This is a genomic window from Dyadobacter sp. HNCC25DJ185 (assembly GCF_056895195.1).
Window position 1 is genome coordinate 61,646 of record NZ_JBXHAR010000003.1, and the last position, 19,952, is coordinate 81,597.

The 19,952-nt window shown below is 47.4% G+C and carries 12 protein-coding genes and 1 pseudogene; 10 read left to right on the forward strand and 3 right to left on the reverse strand.

The features are described from left to right. Positions 1-17 precede the first annotated feature (17 nt). Genes AC1XUF_RS08880 through AC1XUF_RS08890 form a run of 3 tightly spaced genes read left to right on the forward strand, consistent with a single transcriptional unit; the run spans position 18 to position 5,301 of the window. Positions 18-221 (forward strand): hypothetical protein, encoded by a 204-nt coding sequence (locus AC1XUF_RS08880; protein WP_483341363.1) that lies wholly within the window; start codon positions 18-20, stop codon positions 219-221. Between the two features lie 34 nt (positions 222-255). After that, positions 256-3,624 (forward strand): SusC/RagA family TonB-linked outer membrane protein, encoded by a 3,369-nt coding sequence (locus tag AC1XUF_RS08885; RefSeq protein WP_483341365.1) that lies wholly within the window; start codon positions 256-258, stop codon positions 3,622-3,624. A 24-nt stretch (positions 3,625-3,648) separates the two neighbouring features. Next, positions 3,649-5,301: a SusD/RagB family nutrient-binding outer membrane lipoprotein gene (locus AC1XUF_RS08890; protein WP_483341366.1), complete on the forward strand. Its 1,653-nt coding sequence runs from the start codon at positions 3,649-3,651 to the stop codon at positions 5,299-5,301. A 337-nt stretch (positions 5,302-5,638) separates the two neighbouring features. Here the strand turns inward: AC1XUF_RS08890 and AC1XUF_RS08895 are convergent. Continuing rightward, positions 5,639-5,938, reverse strand: a pseudogene (locus AC1XUF_RS08895) (transposase); the annotation flags it as partial. Between the two features lie 21 nt (positions 5,939-5,959). Between AC1XUF_RS08895 and AC1XUF_RS08900 the strand changes: the two are divergent. From AC1XUF_RS08900 to AC1XUF_RS08925, 6 genes are all read left to right on the forward strand, one after another. Then, positions 5,960-7,030: a PKD domain-containing protein gene (locus AC1XUF_RS08900; RefSeq protein WP_483341368.1), complete on the forward strand. Its 1,071-nt coding sequence runs from the start codon at positions 5,960-5,962 to the stop codon at positions 7,028-7,030. 23 nt (positions 7,031-7,053) lie between these two features. Further along, the gene (locus AC1XUF_RS08905) at positions 7,054-10,461 is read left to right on the forward strand and encodes a SusC/RagA family TonB-linked outer membrane protein (protein ID WP_483341370.1); all 3,408 of its coding nucleotides are present in this window, start codon (positions 7,054-7,056) and stop codon (positions 10,459-10,461) included. Between the two features lie 17 nt (positions 10,462-10,478). Continuing rightward, entirely contained in the window at positions 10,479-12,134 is a 1,656-nt protein-coding gene (locus AC1XUF_RS08910; protein ID WP_483341372.1) for a SusD/RagB family nutrient-binding outer membrane lipoprotein, read from the forward strand. 76 nt (positions 12,135-12,210) lie between these two features. After that, entirely contained in the window at positions 12,211-13,482 is a 1,272-nt protein-coding gene (locus tag AC1XUF_RS08915; protein WP_483341374.1) for a hypothetical protein, read from the forward strand. Positions 13,483-13,508: 26 nt separating this feature from the next. Next, positions 13,509-14,867, forward strand: coding sequence for a PhoPQ-activated pathogenicity-related family protein (locus AC1XUF_RS08920; RefSeq protein ID WP_483341376.1), 1,359 nt, complete (start codon positions 13,509-13,511; stop codon positions 14,865-14,867). A gap of 45 nt (positions 14,868-14,912) precedes the next feature. Next, positions 14,913-16,694, forward strand: a complete 1,782-nt coding sequence (locus AC1XUF_RS08925) for a purple acid phosphatase family protein (protein WP_483341378.1) — start codon at positions 14,913-14,915, stop codon at positions 16,692-16,694. A 64-nt stretch (positions 16,695-16,758) separates the two neighbouring features. Here the strand turns inward: AC1XUF_RS08925 and AC1XUF_RS08930 are convergent, their stop codons facing one another. Both AC1XUF_RS08930 and AC1XUF_RS08935 read right to left on the reverse strand, forming a co-directional pair. Then, positions 16,759-17,166 (reverse strand): DUF6855 family protein, encoded by a 408-nt coding sequence (locus tag AC1XUF_RS08930; RefSeq protein ID WP_483341380.1) that lies wholly within the window; start codon positions 17,164-17,166, stop codon positions 16,759-16,761. A 126-nt stretch (positions 17,167-17,292) separates the two neighbouring features. Next, entirely contained in the window at positions 17,293-18,579 is a 1,287-nt protein-coding gene (locus AC1XUF_RS08935; protein ID WP_483341382.1) for a hypothetical protein, read from the reverse strand. Between the two features lie 154 nt (positions 18,580-18,733). On the opposite strand from AC1XUF_RS08935, the gene AC1XUF_RS08940 reads away from it, so the two are divergent. Further along, positions 18,734-19,948, forward strand: coding sequence for a DegT/DnrJ/EryC1/StrS family aminotransferase (locus AC1XUF_RS08940; RefSeq protein ID WP_483341384.1), 1,215 nt, complete (start codon positions 18,734-18,736; stop codon positions 19,946-19,948). The last annotated feature ends 4 nt before the right edge of the window (positions 19,949-19,952 follow it).

A 19,952-nucleotide genomic window follows, 5' to 3' on the forward strand; every position in this document is an offset into this window, starting at 1 on the left:
CCTAACCAGCTAATTACATGTCGCTTTCCCGGGCTGAAAAATTGATTAGTAAGCTAATCAGCAACAAACTCTCGGGAGAAGAACTGTCTGAACTTTTGGCAGGTATTACCAGTGAAGAAGAGCAGCAGCAGTATTCCGATGCGTTGGAGAGCTACTTTAAACAACTCTTAAAGGAGAATAACTCCAATGGTGAATCCCCTCAAGGGGAAAACGATTTATAAAACCATGTCTTCCACCGTTACCCATTAGAATAACATGAATGCAGTTTCTACGTTTCAAAAACTCCTGTTCCGCACGCTTTCTACCGTTTTCCTGGCGGCGGCTTTCGTATCGCACACCCAGGCACAAGCGATCGTAAAAGGAAAAGTGACATCCAAAGAGGATGGCTCAGCTATGCCTGGCGTGAACATCCTGATCAAGGGCACCCAAAGCGGTACTACTTCCAATGCCGCTGGCGAATATTCCATTGAAACAGGCTCGGGAAACCCTACGTTGGTCTTTTCGTTTGTTGGCTATGACCAGGAGGAAGTGCCGGTAAACGGACGGAGCGTCATCGACGTGATTATTAGCCCAAGTGCTGAGAACCTGAAAGAGGTGGTCGTAACCGCTCTGGGCATCAGTCGCGACAAAAGATCGCTTGCCTATTCGGTGAGTGACGTCAAGGGAGAGGACATCGTAAAAGGTGGTAATCCCAACCTCATGAAAGCGCTGGATGGAAAAGTGAGCGGGGTAAACCTCACCAGCCTTAGCAGTGACCCAACCTCCTCGGTACTGGTGAATATCCGTGGTACCACCGCGATGCCAACCACAGGCGATGGCGGCGCAAACGTAGCCGTGAAAGGCCAGCCTTTGTATGTAATTGATGGTATACCGGTTGGGACACAGACATTTACTTCAAAGGACGGTGTCGATTTCGGTAATATCCTTTCGCAATTGAACCCCAATGATATTGCTTCGATCACCATTCTGAAAGGTGGCAGCGCTGGTGCATTGTACGGTGCAGAAGGCGGAAACGGGGTTGTGATGATCACGACCAAAACGGGCAAAGGCGGTAAAAAAGGACTGGGTGTTTCATTCTCCACCATGGCGACTGCCGAAAAACCTTACCAGTTTATCGAAAGCCAAATGGAATATGGACAAGGGGAAAGGGCATACGAATGGCAGTATGACAATACCGATACCTGGGGACCCAAGCTCGACGGCAAATTTGTTTCCGATTACTGGGATGTCAAAGCCAAAAGCTGGAAAAACGGGCCGATGGTTTCTTCCAATGAAAACCGTGTAAAGGCGTATCTGCAAACAGGTACCACCTTTACCAATAACATTGGAGTTACCGGTAACTACGACAAAGGTTCATTCAGGTTGTCTTTGTCCAATATGACCAACAAAGGCGTGATGCCGAATACGAAGACACAGCAGAAATCGGTGAATTTCAACTCGCAGTATAACATTACCAACCGGTTGACGGTCTCGATCAATGCCAGCTATATCAATACGTATAACCCGAATAAGGCCAATGTCACAGGTAGCAACAGTGTACTGAACAGCTTGTTGTTCAACATGCCAAGCAACCTGCAGCCTCTGAGCGACATGAAAAGCTACTGGCTCGACGGGTTTGAAGGTACCAAGCAAAATGGTGCCATTATGAAGGACAACGGGGTAGATGTTGCAGAAAACAACCCCTGGTGGACTACCTATGAAAAGATACACCGCTTCGGCCGCGATAATTACTTTGGCAAGATCCAGCTCAACTGGCAGTTCACCGATAACCTGTCCCTGTTGCTGAGGACTGGTATGGAGAATGTGAAAGAGACCTATGAGCTCAGGAAGTCGTGGGGCGAGAAAGGCGACCCCCTTGGCCAGTATGTTTACGGAAACAACAGCAGCGTCGAAGCGAACACGGATGCGATCCTGACTTATAATAAGAACTTTGGGAAATTGTCCCTGACGGTTGCGGGAGGTGGAAACTACAGATTCACCAATTCCAGCAGCCAGGAGATAACCGGTGGCGACCTTAACTCCCCGTCGTTATTTACACTGGCAAATATCAAGGCTGGCACCATGACAGTCACAGGTAACCCTTTCCAGACAGGCAAATCCATCAGCGCCTATGGAACTGCTACCGTGGGCTGGGACGATATGCTCTTCCTGGATGTGACCGGGCGTAACGACTGGAAGGGCATTCTGGAAGAAGAAAAAATCCATTATTTCTATCCCTCTGCCTCACTAAGCTGGCTGGCTTCCGAAACATTCAAGCTGCCGGAAGCATTTAACCTGTTGAAATTCCGATTGGGATTGGCGGATGTGGGTAACGGTCTGACCAGGAGAAGATCGATAGATACTTATACTTACGATGCGAATCCTTGGGGCAATATCAATACGGTAAGTTTGAATGCATCTATCGTAGACCCCAATCTGAAAGCACAGCACTCCATTACCCAGGAAGCGGGCGTCGACCTCTGGCTGTTGCGCAACAGGGTCAAATTTGATTTTACCTATTTTGTAAAAACCCAGAAAGACCAGATCGACAATATCCCACTGGTGCAGGGAACCGGCTACAGCGGCTTGCTGACCAACATTGGCGATGTTCAGAGCAAAGGCTACGAATGGGGACTGACATTGTCGCCGATCAAAACCAAGGATTTCTCATGGGACATTTTTGGAAGCTTCACGCACTACAAGGCTACAATCACCCGGCTTTCCGACAGCTTTGCACCAAACGGATATGTTTTTGCTAGCTATGATGGCAAAACGAAAGTCAAAATCGCGAAAGGGGAAACTGTTGGCAATATTTATGAAGAAAATCCGGTCGTTCGGGTCAAAACAGGAAAGTACGCAGGTATGGCTTTACTTGATGGGGAAGAAGGCAAGATCCAGAAGTCTTCCGATGAAAGAGACCGGGGCCAGTTGGGCAATTACAATCCCGATTTCATCCTGGGGTTGAATACTACGCTGCGCTACAAACAATTCACTTTAAATATGGTGGGTAGTTTGAGGAAGGGCGGTAAATATATCTCTGTAAATCAGCAGTACCTGGAATCTAACGGACGTGCGATTACAACCCTGGGATCCGGGGACAATAACCCATACTGGGTAGGCGGGCGCGATGCTGAACACGGAGGGTTACAGTGGCCGGCCGCAGGCTCCAGCCAATATGATGCGATCAATTCAAATAACGACGGCAAGCGTTCTGATTTCCAAGATGCCAGTTATGTGAAAGGCGTTTTCCTGAACCCTGCTTACGAGGGCGATCCCAAGGATGCGAAAGATTCGGATTACATCGTGAACGGAGCCGATCCAAAGGATACCTTTTACGATTTCCCATATAACGGCTACGGCGACATCATCTGGAATTTTGCGTCTACCAGGACTTACGATGCGACCAATTTCAAAATGAGGGAAGTTTCCCTGGCATACACCTTGCCCACAGCATTGACCAGAGCCTACAAACTGAACAATGTAACGCTGGCTTTGGTAGGCAGGAACCTCTTCCAATGGAACAAGTCGGGCCGTCATGAAGATCCTGAATCTGCGTTTACAGGTGTTGGGGCCAATCAGGGTATCCTGAGGGCTACTTTACCGAGCATCCGGTCTTATGGGTTTAAGCTGTCCCTTGATTTTTAGTAACCACCGATATTTCGAAGCAACATGAAATCATTTATTAAAATATTTACGCTGATCACCATTGCGGGCTTGTTTTCCTGCAGTGACGACGAACTGAGGACCTACGATTCCCTGCAGCAAAAAGACGCGGTAGAATCCGTGAACGACCCTTACCTGCTCGCTTCAATCATCAAGAAGACCGCGCTTTTTTATCAGAAAATGGGTTTCGACACACGGATGCTGCCAGGCGCGGTACAGCATATGGAAAGCAATTACCAAAGCGGGGATAATTTCTATTCCGGGTTCAAATCGCCGATCAATGACATGTACACGGCGATGGATATCCTTAAGCTGATTGATGGTTCGATTGGCCTCGCGGAGGGCCGCGGTTCCAAAACGCACGAAGGAATCTTTAAGGTTTTCAGAGTGCTGCTCTTCTCCTTCATGACGGATTTTTACGGGGACGTATATTATTCAGAGGCACTTAAAGCGCGGGAGGGAATCCTTTATCCGAAATATGACAAGCAAACTGACATTTACACAGGCTTACTGGCCGAACTCGATGCTGCAAATGCATTGATGGACGCAGGCACCGAACCGATTTCAGATAGCTACGACCTGATGTTCGGGGGAAGTAAGGAGAAATGGAAGAAGTTTTCCAACTCGTTAAAATTGAGGTTGTTAATGCGCGCGTCAGCTAAATTACCTGACGCTGGCGCGAAAATGACCGCCTTACTGAACGCCCCGATTTTTACCGAAGCAACGGACAATGCCTCTATTGGTTATGTGGGTACAACCGGCGGAGAAAACGGCAATTCCTGGACAGGCGGCCCGCTCAACTGGGGGACGATTGATAATTTCGATACCAGAAGGCCGACCAAAACGCTGGTGGATAAACTGGCGGAATTGAATGATCCGCGCATGCAGGTTTGGTTTGCGCCGGTTGAAAAGCCATGGACCAGCGATCCGGCGAAAAACGGGGTTAGCTTTTCGACCACAGACCCGAACGGTTACAGCTATACTTCAACCTGGGAATACATCGACCGCAAGAACAAGGACATTGCCCTTTACGCAACAAAAGACATCCTGATCGACTCAAACAAAGTATATGTAGGCTATATCGCCGGTATGCTGGCTGACTGGAAAAATGGCAACGGTCATTATGATATCGCTGCCGGCGGAGCGTATGGGAACTTCAAGGTATCCAAGTTTTCGAAGCTTTTCAGGGAAAACAAGCATCCGTTGCTCAAAGCCATGATCATGAACAGCGACGAAGTGCAATTCATTCTCGCTGAGGCGGCCGCGAAGGGTTTGGTGGCCGGGAGCGCGGATACTTACTACCGCAAAGGCATCACCAATTCCATGTTGCGCTGGGGAGTTTCCCAGGCAGCTATTGACAAGTACCTGGCCCAGCCATCCATCGCATTGCCCAGCGATAAAGCGGGCCAACTGGTAAAAATAGCCGATCAGAAATGGATCGGACTGTTTTTGGTTTCTTCTGAGGCTTACCTGGACCTTCGCCGGACCAGGTTGCCGGATATTTTCAATAATGGGAGGCTGAGCGGTTTCCCTTTCCCGGAACGTTACCGTTATCCAGGCAATGAACTGGGACAGAACAGGACCGCCTACGACCTGGGAGTATCTTCTTTAACGCCTGCCGTGGATGACCAGTTTTCCAAGATGTGGTTAATTAAATAGCGGTTGGCCCTCCGCTGCCGGTTTTGGCTGGCAGCGGACAGGTAATAATCCCGATCCTTACCCCAATTAAAACCGAACGCTAACAGCTAAGCTTATAGTTGTTAGCGTTTAGTTGTTTTTGGCTCACATCTAACCTTAGTTAATATAAGCCAGACGCTGACGCTTTCGACTTCACAATTCCTTAACACACAATAAATTAAAATTGAAGGGCCTGAAATAGTACTTAAGGTCAATACGCAAGTAATGTAAGCGGTTTTTAATTCAAGCAGGTTACATCCTAGTATGCATACTGTTTTGTCCGTAAAACATGGCTATGTTCATTTAAGTGTGTCATAATTTAAACTTTCATGTATTGCTTAATCCGGTCACCGAATAAGATTTCCAGCTGTTGTACTGTGACCGGCCAGTTTGCCAAAGGGATTTTCCATTTTTCGATGATTCGCTGGGTGGTTAGGTAGAGCAGTTTGACCAGCGCTGTTTCTGAGGAAAAAGCTCCTTTCGACTTGGTTACAGAACGGATCTGGCGGTGGAAAGCTTCGACGGTGTTGGTCGTGTAGACGACTTTTCTGATGGCTGACGGATATTCAAAAAAACGTGTTAGCCTGATCCAGTTACGTTGCCAACTTTCGATGACCAACCCATGAATCTTACTTAAGCTATGATGAAAACGAAACCAATGGTAGAATCAGGAAAATGTATGGTGAGAAAGTATCAACCTTCATCAAACCGTCATCAAATTAAATTTAAACCCAATCAATCCATCTGTACTATGCAAAAACTTGTGCTCAAATTAATGTCGGTTATCCTCATAGCAGCGATGTTCGCCTTGGTGTCATCGTGCGATGATGATGATAACGATAGTCCGGTATTTCCGTTCAGTGCGGAAATTTACAACACGCTTAAGGGAAATCAGGTGGCTTTTCAAGGACTTACCCACAGTGCCGTAAGCTGGTCGTGGGATTTTGGCGATGGCAAAACCAGCACGGAACAAAATCCTGTTCACGTATATGAAACAGGAGGGTACTATGTGGCCCAGCTCACTGCTAAGGACAGTAAAGGAACAACCATCACCAAGAGTGTTAATCTCGCTGTGGATTTAAGACCTTACGATTACCTTGTCGGAGACCACACCGCAGCTGGTTATGCGGGTAAAAAATGGAAATTGACAAAATCCCATACTGCCGCAGGCGACTACCTCGCCAACGCGGATGCCACTTTCACAAGTGCTACTCCTTATAATCCCATTCCTGACGGAATTTTTGCCTCGAGCACATTTGGTATGGGAGCTATTTATGATGACACTTACACCTTTTTCTATGACGGTAAATATGTGCATGATGTGAAAGCCGATGGTGGCGCATTTGGTGGCCTTGTTTATCAAATTGCCACAGGTGGCTATCCTGCCAATGTTTTAGTGGGTAACGCAACCTATGGCCTGTGCATTGCTAAGTACACGCCCGAGGCAAATGCCAAATTCACTTTCGTGGAAAGCGAAGATTTCAAAGTTACTTCGGCTTACAGTAGCGCCGGTCTTACGTTTAAAGGTGCTAAAACACTTGATTTTTCAGGAACAGAGTTTATCGGCTTCCGCGATTTTCAACGTAAAGTGGTAATGAGGTCTATTTCCAACACACGTATGCAACTCATTATGTTCATGGCTGCAAGTGACAAAGCCGTGGGTGTGAATACACATGCACTGATCCTTTCTTTTGAAGCTGTAACAGAATAAGCCTAACCCTAGACATTTTTATTATGAAACAATTCTGTCAAAACATGATGAAGTCGGTTTTGGTTATTCTTTTCCTGACATTGTTCTATCATGCGCAAGCGCAACAACGAACTGTATCAGGAAAAGTAACCGATGCAAAGAATGCAACTGTGCCTGGTGCCAATATCCTTAAAAAAGGAACCACAACCGGAACAAGCGCCGATGCTGATGGGAAATACACACTTTCCGTTAGTGCCAACGATGTACTTGTCTTTTCATTCATTGGTTATAAAACACAGGAAGTAACCGTAGGTTCACGAAGCGTCATTGATGTAGCTTTGGAAGCCGATGTGAATGAACTAAGGGAAGTAGTGGTAACAGCCCTGGGTATTCAGCGTGAAGAGAAATCGCTGGGTTATGCTATCGGTAAAGTGGCCGGTCCCGAGTTTACCAAAGTGGCACGCGAAAACTTTTTAACTGCTATGCAAGGTAAAGTGGCTGGTGTAACCATCAACGAAACCGGTGGTGCAGGCTCCACAATCAATGTGGTTATCCGCGGTGCAAAATCATTGAGCAATGATAACCAACCTTTATATGTGGTTGATGGCGTGCCCATGTTTAATAGTGCCAACAACGTAGGAGGTTTTGGTAGCGGCAACAGCACGGTGGATTATGGGAATGCCATTTCAGATATTGACCCCGAAAGTATTGAAAGCGTATCGATATTGAAAGGTGCAAGTGCCACGGCACTTTACGGTTCACGTGCCTCTAACGGCGTGATGCTCATCACCACAAAAAAGGCAAAAGATGGCCAGGGAATGAAAGTGAGCGTGTCAACAAATAATACTTTCGATGTACCGCAACGCTATTTAGGAGTGCAAAAACAATACGGGGGTTATGTTGTCACCACACCTGAGCAAAACGGTGGCAGCCAGATCATGTCCCCATTGATATCACCATTCGGTTTGGGTGCTGAATTGGATAAAGGTTATTATGCTGTGCAATGGAACTCACCTTTGGATGCCAACGGAAATCCCATTCCGACGGAACTGAAGTCGTATCCCAACAATGTAAAAAATTTCCTCAGGGATTACGGCTTCACTACTACAAACTCGGTACAGGTAACCAACGGTGGAAAGATGGTGAACACGCGCATAGGTGTGACCAGCATGAAAAACAAAGGGCTGATTCCGAACACCGATCTTAACCGGAATAACTTATCGTTGTCGCTTTCATCAAAACTCACCGACAAACTTACCCTTAGCACCGACATCAACTATGTGAACAGCTTTGCTAAAAACAGGGCTTCTGGCGACCGCGGCACAAACCCCTTGCAATGGGCTTACACCACTCCCACTTATGTCAATATCATGGATCTAAAGGATTACGACATCGGTCAGGGAAATACGATTAAAAACCTGTTGCCGGGCGATAGCAACAATCCGTGGATGTTGGCTAATGATGTCAACAACAGTTTTAACCGTAATCAGATTTTCGGTAACATCATGGCCTCGTATAACTTTAGCCCGAAAATTTCGCTGATGGCTCGGATGACTATCGATAAGCTTGACGAACTGCGTGAATCGAAAATCGGGCAAGGCTATTCTCAAGAGCCGAAGAACGGGTCTTACGGTATCAGCAACAGCAATAATTTTGAACGCAATACCGATGCCTTGCTTTCGTACAAAGACAAATTTGGTGATTTCGATGTAAACGTTTCGGCAGGTGGCAATGTGCGTTACAGCAGATCGACCAACGTTAGCAATTCGGCTAAAACAGGTGCAGGTTTGATTATACCCAACCTATACACGTTAAGTAACATTTCCAATACTGCATTGAATTATAGTTCAGCCCGTTATGAAAAACAGGTGAACAGCGTTTACGGAACAGCTAACATAGCATGGAAGGAAGCGATCTACCTCGATTTAACTGCCCGTAACGACTGGAGTAGCACGTTGCCTGCGGCCAACCGCTCATTCTTCTATCCATCTGCTTCATTAAGCGTATTGATTAACGAATTTGTACCGATGAACCATGTTGACATGCTGAAAGTAAGGGCAGGCGTGGCGCGTACAGGGTACGACACCGATCCTTACAAGTTGTTGCAGGTTTATGCCAACGGAGGCAACTGGGGCGAGGCAATTATGTTGAACAAACAATCAGGCTTACTTAACCCCAATTTGAAACCTGAACAAATTACTTCGCAGGAATACGGTGCAGAAGCCAAGATGTTCGGAGGCCGGGTTCGTTTTGACGGAACCTATTACATTATGAACGACCGTCGGCAGATTTTCCCCGTTCCGCTTGCGGCATCGACAGGGGCCACTACCATTAACATCAATGCAGGGTTGCTGCAAAGCAGAGGTGTTGAACTGATGATCGGTGGCACGCCTATCAAGACCGCCGACTGGAGTTGGGATGTGAACCTGAACTTTACCAAAAACCAGACCAGGATATTGGAGCTTGCCGATGGTATCCCCTATGTGGAACCGTGGAGCCAGGCCAACGTTTCGAACAGAGGGTATGTAAAAGGGGCAACTTTGCCGGATGGCTCTAAAGCCGACGGGTTATTGGGTAATTTGTATACACGCAAAACACTGCGCGTTACAGACAAAGAATCGCCTTACTATGGTTATCCGATTATTCCCGGAAATCCGCTGACCGGAAATTTTAGTGATGACCCTGAATTGACCAACTCAAGCACTTATTCCAAAACCGGTAACTACAACCCTAAATTTATCATGGGTTTGCAAAGCTCACTGACTTGGAAGGGCTTTACACTTGGCATGACCTTCGATTGGCGCCACGGCGGACAGTTTGTATCGCAAACTTTCCGTTACATGAACGACGATATGCTCACCCAATACTGGGCAGACAAAACCGTTACCCCAGGTGTATCAGGTGGCCCCAGCGACGCACTTCGCGATTGGGTTGTTAAAAATGCCAGCACGTTGATTACACCCGATCGCGTTTATCCAATCGGTGGCCCTACACCAGCGACGGGAGGTTTTCCTGAAAGTTCTAATATGCCTTTCCCCGGCAATCAGGACGGCGTATTCTATCCTGGTGTATTTGGTGAAATGGGTGCCGATGGACATTTTACGCTTTATCAGGAAAATCTTGGAAATCCCGGAACAATATTTGAACCCTGGGGCGCAAGTAACCTTTGGTCGGTTGGCTCTTACGCAGTGTTTGATGCCGATTACCTCAAACTTCGGGAAATTTCGTTGAGTTATGAACTCCCAAAAGCATGGGTGAAGAGAGCGAAAATGGACAATGCTTACATATCAATTTACAGCCGTAACATTATGGTATGGACAAAGAAAGGGTTTGGTGTTGACCCTGAACGTGCCTTTCAGCCTTCAGGTGGCGGATTGTTTCAAGGAGTTGAACGCTATAACGTTAGCCCCTGGATTGTTCCCGTTGGTTTCAAAGTTGGTTTTACATTCTAATCAGAAAGAGAAAGTGTATGAAAAAGTTAAGCTATAAAGTCATAACCCTATCGCTGAGTTTACTTGTAATACTTGGTGCATGTAAAGACCTGGACGATTTAAATGTTAACCCCAATTCTCCTTCTCCGGAAACAACCGACCTCAACTTGTTATTACCGACTGTAATTACAATGTTAGGTGGTCAGGTAGTTGACCTGGGTTTTGGAAACCTTTCCGGAGTAATGCAGCATATGCAGGAAACTGGTTGGCAAAGTGCTTTCAATGCTTACGACTGGGCTTCGCCTGGCCAGACTTGGAAAGACTACTATGGAATTTTGCGCAATGCCGATGAGTTGCACAAAAAAGCTGTGAAAGACGGATATAAGTATCATGAAGGCGTAGCGCTGATTTTGAAAGCCTACACCTTTGGTATGATTGCCGACCTTTGGGGCGATGCTCCTTATACAGAGGCGTTGCGCGCGGAAGAAGGTTCAAAATATTTCAAGCCTGTGTTTGATAAGCAGCAGGATATTTATCATGGTATTCTTGCCGACCTTGAAAATGCCAACACACTTTTGGCAGAAGAAGGTGGCCAGCCTATCAACGCAACTCAAGATGTACTTTTTGCAGGAAATGTTTCGAAATGGAGAAAGTTTGCCAATTCCCTGGCACTGCGTTATTACATGCGTTTGCAGGCCAAAGAAGGAGAATATGCCAAAGCAGGTGTTGTTAAAATTGCTTCTGACCCGGCGAAGTATCCGTTGATTACCTCTTCCGCAGACGATGCCAATGTCAGCTACCCAGGAACGGCCAATGCGGCATGGCCTACAAACATGGTGTTTACCACTTCACCTGATGGCGAATATATGCGCAGAAAACCAGCTTCCACATTGGTAGAGGCGCTTAAAAGTTTAAAGGACCCGCGCATTGCAGTTTGGTTCGATAAAGTGCCGCAGCCGCTCGTGCTTGTATCAGGTACAAACGTCAGCAGGGCCAGCACCGATGGTAAAACATGGGAAATTTCAGCTGACGTAGCCAAAGAATACGAAACCACTTACAACACCCCGATAAATTACAGCACTGATTACATTGGTATTCCTCCGGCCATTGGAGGGGCAATGTTTTACAATCTTCAAATGGAAGGTGGAGTAAGCGGGCAAGGCCGCTTCAACCCGCACATATCGCAAATAAACAGCATGTACAAAAATGCTTCAGGCGATTTGTTGAAGATGCGCCTACTATCAGCGGCCGAAGTAAACTTCATTTTGGCCGAAGCGGCATCCTATACATGGATTACGGGAGCAGAAACGTATTATGCAAAAGGAATTCAAGAATCGTTTAACGCATGGGGCGTTGGTGCGAGTTTTGCCAATTACATTGCCGGTGCGCCTTACAATGGTCTTCAAAGTATCATGCAACAAAAATGGATAGCCAGTTGGAGCGCTGCTGCCGAATCCTGGTTCGACTGGCGGAGAACAGGCTTGCCGGTATTGAAAGCCGGCCCTTCGGCTGCAAGGTCAGTTTTGCCACTCCGTTTTTATTATAGCCTTGATGATGATTTAAACACCAACACCGATAACGCTAAGGCAGCTTTGGCCAACCTTGTGCGTACATCATACGCGAGCAGCGACCCTACTAATAACAGCGCTTGGTCAAAAACATGGCTGTTGGAAGGCACAGGAAAGCCTTATTGATAAATGATGATGTTAGAATAAGATAACGGTGCGGGTGATTGAAAAATCACCCGCATTTACATAGCAACTTGCACCAATGAACAAGAAAACAGTTGTAATCCTTCTCTATTTTATTTGCCATGTCACGCTGGTGAGTTACGCCCAGCACTTCAAAGCGGGCGCTGCACTCCGAAACATCACCCCTGATCCTTTGCTGCCAGTTTCAGGGGGCATTGGTACTCCAAAAAAATCCGTCGAAAAAAACGGAGACCTGTTTGTAAGAGCGCTTGTTATTCAAAAAGGGGACACAAAAGTTGCCATTGTCAATGTCGATAATCTGGGCTGGCCGGCGGCATTGGGCAATAAATCCCGGGCGCTGATCAAGGGCATACTTCCGGAAAACATTCTGATCGGCGCAACACATACGCACAGTGGGCCGGATGCTTATGGTTTTCCAAATGAAAAGGGGGAATCCTTTGCCGATCTGAAGTACCTGGACGATTGCGTTAAAAAGATAGCGGATGCGGTCAACGAAGCAGCTGGTAAGCTGGAAGATGCCTCTTTGAAAATAGCCGTAGGTGAAGCAAAGGGAAAGATTGCGTACAATTATTATGCAGACCAGCTGTACGATCCGCGATGCGGGGTCATACAGGCGATCTCCGCGTCGGGCGTGAAGAAAGGCAGGCCCATCGCCACGCTGGTCAACTATGCGGTTCACCCGGAAGTAATCGGGTCGGGCAGGGGAATATTGAGCCCGGACCTCTGCGGGCCGCTTTACGACCGTATCGAGTCACAGGGCGGTGGTATGGCGGTTTTTATGAACGGGGCACAAGGAGGAATGGTAACTGCCGATAACCGCCTGGAAAATGGCAAGGAAGCCAGCGATTGGAACGAATGCAAGCGGATCGGCGAGCTGCTGGCCGACGAGGCGTTGCGAATTGTAAAGGATGCCCCTCTCCTGGAAAATCCTGTCTTGTTTTGCGCGGCCCGAAAAATCGAATTCCCGGTTGATTCGGAGATCATGCGTTATATCCTTCAAAAATCGCCCATTAAAAATGAAATGGCCGGAGAGAACAGGATAGCTACTCAGCTTAACCTCCTGAACATCGGGACGGCGCAAATTCTCACTGTTCCCGGTGAAGCACTGCCCAATATTGGTTTTTACGTAAAACGGCATATGAATACCAAACAGCCATTTTTGTTCGGGCTGACCAATGATGCATTTGGTTACATGCTGACCAAAGTCGATTTTAACAGTTTTAAAAGGTATGATTATGTGAGCCGCACCAGCCTGGGCGAAATGACCGGGGAGATTTATATGGAGCAGGCAATTAAACTCGTCAATGAAAGTCCTAAACCCGAAAAATAGTAAACAACCATAGCCCGTCACAATTTATGTTTTTGAAATTTGTAAAGACCGGAATCACATTCTTATTGATTCAATTTGCTTTTGTTTTTAGTCTGGAAGCGCAAAAAATCACACCCGAAACAGCATTGGACAGTTACCTGAACAACGGCGACAAAGCTTTTAAATGGGAGCTCAAAGATTCATTTGTTCACGGGGACGTTACTTTTTACAACGTGCTGCTGACATCCCAGAAATGGCGCGAATTCACCTGGACGCACCAGCTGACCATTATGGTGCCTAAAGAAAACAAGCATGACGATGCATTGCTTTTTATCACCGGAGGGCATAACACGGACGGCCTGCCCAACTGGAATAACAAAAAGGATGACGATATGTATGCTTCGCTGGGCAATGTGGCGGCTACCAACAAGGCCATTGTAGCATTGCTGAAACAAACTCCCAACCAGCCTTTTTTCGGCGACCTCACCGAAGACGCGCTGATTTCCTACACTTTACATAATTTCAAAAAAGACAAGGACTACAGCTGGCCATTGCTTTTCCCAATGGTTAAAAGCGCCGTGCGGGCAATGGATGCCGTTCAGGAGTTTTCCAGACAAAAGCTCAACCATGCTGTAAACCGATTTGTGGTAACCGGTGCCTCGAAGCGTGGCTGGACAACCTGGCTGACCGGCGCCAGCGATAAAAGGGTAGAAGCGATAGCGCCCATGGTGATTGACGTCCTGAATATGCCTGTCAGCCTTGATTATCAGATCAAGTCCTGGGGGGATTACAGCATTCAGATTGAGGACTATGTGAAACTGGGCATACCGCAGTCGACGGGTTCGCCGGATGGACAGGCCATTACGACAATGATCGACCCCTATTCTTACCGCGCAAAACTTACGATGCCTAAAATGATCTTTATGGGCACCAACGATGAATATTGGGTAGTGGATAATATTAAAAATTACCTGAGCAATATTCCCGGAAACAATTTGCTGCACTATGTTCCCAATGCAGGCCACGATCTGGGCGGGGGCAAGCAGGCATTGGAGGCGTTAAGCGCATTTTTCGGTGCCACGGTCGATAAGAAACCTTACAACGAATGCAAATGGACGCAATCCGTAAGCAATAACACGGTGAAGCTCGATATCAAGGCGACTGCAGATGTGCTGGAAGACGTGATCCTATGGTCGGCCAATTCAGCTGACCAGGATATGCGGGACGATAAATGGACTAGCAAAAGCCTGGGGATCAGGAATAAATCGTCTGTAAAAGTGTCGGCAACGTTTCCGACCAGCGGCTTTCGCGCCTTTTATGTGGATTTGAAATACAAAACACCGAAAGGGGATACTTACACCGAAAGCACAAGGGTATTTTTGACCAATAGCAAGGCACTTCTTTAAAGTAAGTAGTATGGGCCTGGTCGGCACCAGAAAACTTTCAAACGCATGAAATTCAAGATAATTCTCGTTGTGAGCCTGCTGTCGGCCAGCTCAATGACCATGTCTTGCCAGAAAGAAAAGCCGCTGGTATCGGGCACGGTCAAAGAAGTGATCGACAATGCGGTGACCCGACTTTACAAAACCCTTACCCCGGCGCAACTGGACACGATTTCGGATCAGTACATTCTCGGATTTCTCAGTGCTGAGGATAAGGCCGTTCTCGCTACCAGTTTCTGGACATTCGATGCCAACGTCCCGATAACGGTTTCGCTCATGCGCGACCAGGGGCAGAAGACGCTGCCCTTTTGGCTGGAAACGAGCGGATTTGAAAAAACGTCCATGCTCGTTAAGAGCGAAGAATATACCTATGAAGTCTGGCAAAAGAATTTCGATAAAGGTAGTGTTGGATTGGGGATCAACGGATTTGATAAACACCGGCCGGTATACTTCATTACCGTTGCGCCTCAAAACAAAAGCGACAAGCTGGAAATAAAAAATGTAGTTCCTGCCCAGCATGGGCTCGATACCATGCGGGTTGGCGCATTTACCTACCACGATTGGGACGGACTTATTCTCAATGAAGTTCCAGATGCACTTAAAGGCCAGGTGCTTTTCACCACCGTGCGTGGCCGCGCGCGGGAAGCCCACCTGGTGCAGGCTTTCAGGAAAACGGAAACCCCTTCGTCCGCTACGCCGGATCAGGTGATGCTCACATGGAGCGGTGATCCTGAAACTACGGTAGATATTCAATGGAGAACCAGCCCCTCGGTTACCTCCGGAAAGGTAAAGTATTGGAAAACAGGTTCTTCCGACACGCTTTTGAATGATGCTGCTGTGTTTAAAATGGAAGACAGGTTGTTGCAGAACGACCGCTTTGTGAACCGTTTCACAGCGAAGATCACAGGACTTTCGCCAGGGACGGATTATGCCTATTCAATAGGTACTATCGGGAAGAACTGGTCTTCACCGGTGACGTTTCGGACTGCTTCTGACAAAAATGAAGGTTTCTCTTTCATTTGGTTTGGCGACACCCACTACTCCCCGGTCTGGGGCGATATGGCCAGGAAATCGTTGGCGAGACATCCTGAAACGGCTTTCTTTCAGATTGCGGGGGATTTGGTAAGTACAGGATTGCACCGCGATGAGTGGGACCACCTGTGGGAATATAGCAGCCCGGTATTTACTGCAAAACCGTTGATGCCGGTACCCGGCAACCACGACAGTCAGGATGGGCTGGGTGGCGGCATGTACAAGGCAATGTTCAGTCTGCCCGAAAACGGCCCGGCTGGCCAGCCGTCGGAAATGACTTATTCATATGAATACCAGGATGCATTGTTCCTCATGCTCGATGTGACTTTACCCGTACGCAATCAAACTGCATGGGTGGAGGAAACGTTAAAAAACAGCAAGGCTAAATGGAAGTTTGCGATGTTCCATTTTCCGCCCTACAATGTGGAAGAACCTTATGATGAGATCATGCGGGAATGGTGCTCCTTATTTGACAAATACCACGTGGACATGGTCATGAACGGCCACATGCATTATTACCTCAGGACAAAACCGATGTTCGCCGGAAAGGCAGTTGCTTCGCCGGCGAAAGGCACGATTTATACCATGTCCATCAGTATTCCTGGCAAGCAGGAAATATGGACAGAGGAAGATTATGCCGTCAAGCGCTACCGGAACGGACCCCTTTATCAGCATATTACTATCAAGGGAAACAACTTGTCTTATCAATGTTTTGATCCGGAAGGAAATTTGAAGGACGAACTTACGATTCAGAAGTAGTCCTTTTTAATGCTACGAAGGAACGAATGTATTTGTGTTCCATTCGTGCCTTCGTGGCATTGAATCAAATAACCCGCATTTTATTGCCTTTGGCGTCGTGTGTTGCCTCTGCTAATCCTAGTTTTTCCATGAGCGGAGGTACGTACATACCAAATCTTCCCCGAAGTCCTTTCTTTAAGCCATACCAACCCCCGACAGGATTGGATTCAGACCGTCCCCAAGCTTCTACAGTGCCTTCTTTGGCCGGTTTTTGTTCATCGGCGCTTCCAAGCTCCATCCAGTCGCCGTGTTTCTTCAGCATGTCCTGCAAATCCTGCAGGCAACGGTAATCGTAGTGCAAAATGGTTTTGCCAACTGTACAGACCAGGATTTCCTTGCCGTCTTTCACGTCCTTATACATCATAAAATCGGAAGAGAGCGGCGGCGTTTTTAATAACCACGGGTCATCCTTTGTACCTTGCTCGGTTGCCATATGATTGTGTTTTAGTTAGTGGTAACGCAAACTATAAGTGGACCAAGGCAAAAAACTACGCAGGTGGCTGGATTAACTTATGATGATCAAAGATTACCATAAGTTAATCGCAGACTAAAATTCTTTTCACTCAAAACGGCTGTTGGCCCCTTTCAACTCTCCATGTGAACTAACCGCCACTGCGGTAAGTATCGCAAAAAAAGCCATAATGAAGATCAAGTTGACGATCCAACGGCTCAGGTTCAATCCGCGGCTGGAAAAGCTGACGTTGAATTTGTTGATTAACAGGCCGATAACAAGCATATTGACAATGTACAGGTATTGCTCGATCCGGTAAAGGCTCATGAATGCGCAGGTGATCAGCAGGCTGTAAACCGTGGAAAGTCCTAAGTAGGCGAAATAAAAACGCTGCAGGTCTTTCTTACCCAATTCAAGAAATTCGGACTTTTTTTGGAAATAGAACCGGTACATCGTCCAGGCGCTGAATGCGAGGACCAGTAATAACGCTATCCATTGTACGACTGTCGCGATATAGGCGCCATCGGCATAGGGGCTGAAAGATTTAATGGTATCAACCAGGCGGTCCGTTTCAAAAGACTGGTCCCAGACGACGAACGGGAGAAGGAGTGTCAGGATGATAATGGGTGCGATCAGGTTGTTCCTGGTTACCGAATCTTCAGACTTTTCCCATTCGCTGGTAAATGTACCGTATGCCATTCCAATCCCGCCAAAGAAGCCAATGGAATACTCCATCACATTCCAGAAATTGAATTGGATCTCCGAAACGCTTCCCATGACCTGCAGGAAGTTGCCAAAGGCAAAACCAAACCCTCCGCCCAACCCCGCAAAAACAGCCACCCGTATGGCGGAATATTGTTTGTTCCTGATCATATACCAGAACAGTGCCACGGTCATACCAAATCCCGCAGCCCAGGCTTCCGAGCGGGGCGGCGTCATCAACCACCCGATTTGTTCAATTAAAAAGTAGTAAAAGAGGATGGCCCCGACCGTCATTTCAACAATAAGCTGCGGCCAGCGGACAGGCTTTTGCCTGCTCGACGCCAGGGTTAACCCAAATAATCCTCCACCGACCAGCCCAAATAAGCTGCCAATCAAAAAGAGCATCAGAAAACCGTAATACACATTGCCAAATTCCAGTCCGCGTGCATAACCCACCACTTTTCCATAGCTGATAATCCCACCAATGCCCCATCCTGCTGCTGATGCGAGTGTGAGCTGAAATGCTTTTGCGTACCAGTCGGATCTTCTTGCGAGTAGAACGATCCCCATTCCCCCGATCCCGGCCGCCCAGGCGGCTGCCTGTTCGTGTCCAAATTGTCCGCGTATGGCCCAGGCAGTGCCAAATGACATTCCGGCGATCAGCAGGTTGTAAAGTAGTGGTTTGTTATTCATTTTTCTTTTTATAAGGGTTTGTGGAATAAATACTTGTTCGTTTGAGAAAAGGGCTATAATGGTCTGGCTGACTTGGTTAAATAGTCTGAAAACTCCTTTTGGGAGTATGAACAAGTAGGTCATAAACAAATATTTATTCACTACAAGAACACGTATGAACCAGGAACTGGCCATTAACGGGGGGCCTAAAACGATCACCAGATTATTCAGCTGGCCGGTATACGGCCAAAGTGAAGTGGATGCCGTGGCGGATGTTGTGGCAAGCGGCAAGTGGGGAAATCCGGATTGCGGGGATGAAGTCGAACGGTTTGAAAAGGAGTTTGCAGCTTATTGCGGCAGCAAATATGCCATTACCTGCGTCAATGGATCGGTTTCATTGCGTCTTGCGCTGATTGCCTGCGGCGTAAAGCCCGGCGACGAGGTTATTGTGCCGCCTTATACTTTCATTACCACGGCTTCGTCGGTGATTGAATGCAATTGTGTACCCGTGTTTGTGGATATCGATCCCGAAACCTACAATATCAGTCCGGCTGCGATCGAAGCTGCCATTACCGATCGTACCAAAGCGATCATTCCCGTGCATTTCGGTGGCTTGGCTTGCGATATGGATGCGATTATGGATATAGCGGAGCGTTACGGATTGAAAGTGATCGAGGATGCCGCACATGGACATGGAGCGGAATACAAAGGGAAAAAACTGGGTTCTATCGGCCATGTGGGCAGTTTTAGTTTTCAGTCATCCAAGAACCTTACCTCCGGCGAAGGTGGTATCGTAATTACGGACGACGACGACTTGTATGCGATGATGCATTCGCTCCGCAATGTGGGCCGGATCGAGGGTGGGCAATGGTACGATCATTACAATCCGGGCTGTAACTATCGGGTCACGCAGATGCAGGCAGTTTTGCTTTCGGAGCAACTAAAAAGACTGGAAGGCCAAACACAGAAAAGAAATGCAAACGGACTGTATTTGAATGAATTGCTGGCTAAGGTCGACGGTATCACGCCGCTGACCAGAGGAGAGGAAATCACGCTGCATTGCTATCATATCTATATTTTTAAATACGATGCGTCCAAGTTCGGCGGGTTAGCTAAAAATACCTTTGCTGAAATGCTGGCAGCAGAAGGGGTACCCTGTTTCAAAGGATACCCGCACCCGCTTTACAAGCAGCCGCTTTTCCAAAACAAAAACTTCATGTGCTACGCCATTCCTGAAACCGCAGACTATAGCAAGGTATATTGCCCGGTGGCCGAGCAGGCATGCAATACTGACGCGGTTTGGATCTTGCAACATGCGCTGCTGGGGGAAAAGGAGGATATGGAAGGGTTTGCAGAGGCGATTTTGAAGATTCAGAGGGTGGTTGGTTAAGCGG

Bases quoted from the DNA above. Each gene is read 5' to 3' on its own strand.
- AC1XUF_RS08880 (WP_483341363.1), top strand. From the start codon at position 18: ATGTCGCTTTCCCGGGCTGAAAAATTGATTAGTAAGCTAATCAGCAAC.
- AC1XUF_RS08885 (WP_483341365.1), top strand. From the start codon at position 256: ATGAATGCAGTTTCTACGTTTCAAAAACTCCTGTTCCGCACGCTTTCT.
- AC1XUF_RS08890 (WP_483341366.1), top strand. From the start codon at position 3,649: ATGAAATCATTTATTAAAATATTTACGCTGATCACCATTGCGGGCTTG.
- AC1XUF_RS08900 (WP_483341368.1), top strand. From the start codon at position 5,960: ATGATGAAAACGAAACCAATGGTAGAATCAGGAAAATGTATGGTGAGA.
- AC1XUF_RS08905 (WP_483341370.1), top strand. From the start codon at position 7,054: ATGAAACAATTCTGTCAAAACATGATGAAGTCGGTTTTGGTTATTCTT.
- AC1XUF_RS08910 (WP_483341372.1), top strand. From the start codon at position 10,479: ATGAAAAAGTTAAGCTATAAAGTCATAACCCTATCGCTGAGTTTACTT.
- AC1XUF_RS08915 (WP_483341374.1), top strand. From the start codon at position 12,211: ATGAACAAGAAAACAGTTGTAATCCTTCTCTATTTTATTTGCCATGTC.
- AC1XUF_RS08920 (WP_483341376.1), top strand. From the start codon at position 13,509: ATGTTTTTGAAATTTGTAAAGACCGGAATCACATTCTTATTGATTCAA.
- AC1XUF_RS08925 (WP_483341378.1), top strand. From the start codon at position 14,913: ATGAAATTCAAGATAATTCTCGTTGTGAGCCTGCTGTCGGCCAGCTCA.
- AC1XUF_RS08930 (WP_483341380.1), bottom strand. From the start codon at position 17,166: ATGGCAACCGAGCAAGGTACAAAGGATGACCCGTGGTTATTAAAAACG.
- AC1XUF_RS08935 (WP_483341382.1), bottom strand. From the start codon at position 18,579: ATGAATAACAAACCACTACTTTACAACCTGCTGATCGCCGGAATGTCA.
- AC1XUF_RS08940 (WP_483341384.1), top strand. From the start codon at position 18,734: ATGAACCAGGAACTGGCCATTAACGGGGGGCCTAAAACGATCACCAGA.